This is a genomic window from Pseudomonas sp. P5_A2_2 (assembly GCF_054177685.1).
This window is the reverse complement of sequence record NZ_JBGCUL010000436.1, coordinates 1-3,722: the sequence shown is the minus strand read 5'-3', so window position 1 is coordinate 3,722 and position 3,722 is coordinate 1. Positions and strand designations below refer to the sequence as shown.

Here is a 3,722-nt window from a genome sequence, read left to right as displayed (position 1 = left end):
CGCGATAGCGGTGTGTCAGACACATCACTTTCAGCTGAAAAACCGCTATCGCGAGCAGGCTCGCTCCTACAAGGGAAAGCGTCAGCTTGGTAAGGTGATCCACACCGCCTTGGTTTCGAGCAGGTAATCGAGTTGCTCGGCGCCCAGGTCCTTGCCGAACCCGGACTGCTTGTAGCCACCGAACGGCATCGACGGATCGAGGGTGCCGTGGGCGTTGACGTAGACCGAGCCTGCTTTCAAGCGTGGAATCAGGCTGTGCACCTTGCCCAGGTCGTTGGAATACAGTGCCGCCGCCAGGCCGAAGGGCGAATCGTTGGCCAGGGCCAGCGCTTCTTCCTCGTCGTCGAACGGTGCGGTGACCAGCACCGGGCCGAAGATTTCTTCCTGGACAATGCGCATGTCGTTGCGGCAATTGGCGAAGATGGTCGGCTCGACGAAGAAGCCAGGGCCATCGACCGGTTGGCCGCCGTAGACCAGTTCGGCGCCTTCGGCCTTGCCGGTTTCGATGTACTCGGTCACGCGCTGCTTTTGCAGGGCCGAAACCAGCGGGCCGATGAAGCAATCAGGATCCAGGCCCGGAGCCATTTTCAGGGTGCGCGTGTAGGCGATCAGCTCACGCAGGAATTCGTCGTAGACACTGCTATGAATATAGGCCCGTGTACCGGCGTCGCATACCTGCCCGGAGTTGAAAAACACGCCGTTGGCGACCGCTTGGGCGGCGGCCGGGATGTCGGCATCGGCGCAGACGATGACCGGTGATTTACCACCGAGTTCGAGGGTCAGGCGCTTCATGTCATCCAGCGCTGCGCGACCGACAGTCTGGCCGACCGGGGTCGAGCCGGTGAAGGTCAGTTTGTCGATGCCCGGGTGAGTGGCCATGGCCGCACCGACCACGCTGCCGCGCCCGGTGACGATGTTGATCACGCCATCCGGAATGCCCGCTTCCTGCACCAGCTCAGCGAAACGCAGGGCTGACAACGAGGTCAGTTCGGCGGGTTTGACCACCACGGTGCAACCGGTCGCCAGCGCCGCGCCGAGCTTCCAGGCCATGGTTTGCAGCGGGAAGTTCCACGGCACGATGGCGCCGACTACGCCGACCGCTTCCTTGCGGGTATAGGCCAGGTAGTTGCCCGGTAGCGAAGGTTCGACGGTACGGCCATGCAGCTTTGTGGCCCAACCGGCGAAGTAACGCAGGGTATCGACGGTGCCCTGGATGTCCACGTCCTTGGCGAAGGCAACCGATTTGCCCATGTCGATGGATTCGATTTCCGCGAGCTCCGCGGCGTTCTGCTCGATCAGGTCGGCCAGGCGTTGCATCATGCGCTCGCGCTCGGCCGGTTTGGCCTGACGCCAGGCGCCGCCGTCGAACTGGGCGCGGGCGGCTTGCACGGCGCGGTCCAGGTCATCGGTGGTGCCCATGGGAATGCGGGTGATCAGGCCTTCGGTCGAAGGTTCGATTACATCGGAGGTCTGGCCGTCGCTGGCTTCGACCCAGGCGCCGCCGATGAACATTTTCTGGACCTTGCTGAGGAAGGTCTGGGTGGCTTCGCTGACGCCGAATTTCTGCAGGTAACTTTTGACGATCGTATCCATTTTTGTTCTCTCTGCCCGGCAGTCAGAGCCTGCCGGGTCACTGGTTTCGATGATCAGGCTGATGCGGCTTCGCTCTCGGCGGCTGCCCGCACCTTGCCACGCTCGTGGAAGATGAAACCGATGCTGTTGAGCAGCAGTTGCGCGGCCAGGATCGAGGTCATGCCGGTCGGGTCGTAGACCGGTGCCACTTCCACCAGGTCCATGCCGACGATGTTGCCTTTGCTGCGCTTGGCCAGGGCCTGGATGATTTCCAGCACTTCGTAGTAGAGGAAGCCGCCGTGGCTCGGGGTGCCGGTGCCGGGGGCGATGGACGGGTCGAAACCGTCGATGTCGATGGTGATGTAGTAGTTGATGTCCTCCGGGATCAGCGCCAGCACTCCCTCGACGCCAAGGCGACGCACGTCACGCACCGAGAGGATTTTCGAGCCGGCTTCATGGGCCGCTTCGTAGTCGTCACGGTTGGATGACGACACGTTGCGGATGCCCATTTGGGTCATGCCGACAATGTGGTTCATTTCCGAGGCGCGGCGCAGCGGGTTGCCGTGGCCGTAGCGCACGCCGTGGCGTTCGTCGACGAAATCCAGGTGGGCATCGAAGTGAATGATGTGGATCGGGCCGCGGCCTTCGAAGGCCTTGATCACTGGCGCATGCACCGAGTGGTCGCCGCCGAGTACTACCGGCATCACGCCGGCATCGAGGATCTTGCGCACGGCGTATTCGGTGTTCTTGTTGCTGGTGGCCATGTCGGTGTGGACGATGTCGGCATCACCGACGTCAACCATGCGCACGTCCGACGCGGTGAGGTACATCACGTCATCTTCGTGGTCGTAGGCGCCGGCGTGGCCGAAGGAAAACAGCGTCGATGCTTCGCGAATCCCGCGTGGTCCGAAGCGTGCGCCGGAGCGCCACTGGGTGCCCATGTCGTTGGGCACGCCGAGCACCGCGACGTCGGCATCCAGTGCATCCCAATCGGTGCACACCGGGGATTTGCCAAAGGTGCAATGACCCACGAATGGCAGGTTCAGGCGACCGGATTCATAACCGTTGTTCGACATTTCTAGCCTCTCCACTTCTTGTTATCGGCTTGACGGACTGCAAGGCGACCGCCGTTGGAAAGACTATGGGCGCAGGTTTTCGTGGAAAAAATGCTAAACATCAGATACTCATATCGGCATTCCCGATGCATCCACAGGCCGGAGGTCCAAGATGATCCAGCTGCACGATGTCGACCTGAAACTGCTCAGGGTGTTTGCCACGATCGTCCGCTGCGGCGGTTTCTCGGCCGCGCAGGCGGCGCTCAATGCCGGGCAGTCGACCATCAGCGAACAGATGACCCATCTGGAAACCCGTCTCGGGGTAAAGCTGTGCCAGCGCGGGCGCAGCGGCTTCCGCCTGACCGAGCAAGGCGTGGCGATTCATGAAGCCACCCAGCGCCTGTTGTCGGCGGTGGAAAACTTCTGCATGGATGCCGACGTGCTCAAGCAGCACATCAGCGGCAAGCTCAACCTGGGGATCATCGACACCACGATTACCGATCCTGACTCGCCGATTCCACGCACCACCCAGCGCTTCGTCTCCCGTGGGCATGACGTGCACCTGAACGTGTACGTCGGTACCCCGGCAGAACTTGAAGAGCGGGTGCTCGACGGTCGCCTGCACCTGGCCATCGGGCACTTTCCGATCCATGTGCCGGGGCTGCTGCAATCACCGCTGTACCAGGAAGCGCTCGGTTTGTATTGCGGGCGGCGTCACCCGTTGTACGGCAGCCACGCCGAAGGTGAGGAACTGCTCGAAGAAGTCGCTGCGGGGCGGATCGTCGTGCGCGGCTACATGCAGCAATACGACCTCGAACACCTGGGCGTCAGCAAGGCGGCCGCCACCGTGGACAACATCGAAGCCACGGCGATCCTGATCATTTCCGGCGCCTACCTGGGTTTTCTGCCTGAGCACTTCGCCACCCAGTGGGTCAAGAGCGGCGAGATGCACCAGTTGGCCCCGGGGAGTCTGCGTTTGAAATCACCTTTCGACGTGATCACCCGTCGCGGCACGGCACCGCCACCGATCCTCCAGGCGTTCCTCGAGGACCTGGCCGCCAGCACCCGTAAAACCGGCCAGCCGTGATGTGACAC

3 protein-coding genes are annotated in these 3,722 nt (G+C 62.3%); 1 reads left to right on the top strand and 2 read right to left on the bottom strand.

All coding sequences use genetic code 11. The annotated features are described in order from the left end of the window. Nucleotides 1-81 precede the first annotated feature (81 nt). Both ACXRVY_RS19930 and speB read right to left on the bottom strand, forming a co-directional pair. Nucleotides 82-1,593: an aldehyde dehydrogenase family protein gene (locus ACXRVY_RS19930; RefSeq protein ID WP_223464004.1), complete on the bottom strand. Its 1,512-nt coding sequence runs from the start codon at nt 1,591-1,593 to the stop codon at nt 82-84. Nucleotides 1,594-1,646: 53 nt separating this feature from the next. Beyond that, complete coding sequence (gene speB, locus ACXRVY_RS19925; RefSeq protein ID WP_223464003.1) at nt 1,647-2,648, bottom strand: agmatinase; 1,002 nt, start codon at nt 2,646-2,648, stop codon at nt 1,647-1,649. Nucleotides 2,649-2,799: 151 nt separating this feature from the next. On the opposite strand from speB, the gene ACXRVY_RS19920 reads away from it, so the two are divergent. After that, entirely contained in the window at nt 2,800-3,714 is a 915-nt protein-coding gene (locus tag ACXRVY_RS19920; protein ID WP_223464002.1) for a LysR family transcriptional regulator, read from the top strand. The last annotated feature ends 8 nt before the right edge of the window (nt 3,715-3,722 follow it).

Excerpts from the sequence above, each read along its gene's own strand:
- speB (WP_223464003.1), bottom strand. The coding sequence starts at position 2,648 with ATGTCGAACAACGGTTATGAATCCGGTCGCCTGAACCTGCCATTCGTG.
- ACXRVY_RS19930 (WP_223464004.1), bottom strand. The coding sequence starts at position 1,593 with ATGGATACGATCGTCAAAAGTTACCTGCAGAAATTCGGCGTCAGCGAA.
- ACXRVY_RS19920 (WP_223464002.1), top strand. The coding sequence starts at position 2,800 with ATGATCCAGCTGCACGATGTCGACCTGAAACTGCTCAGGGTGTTTGCC.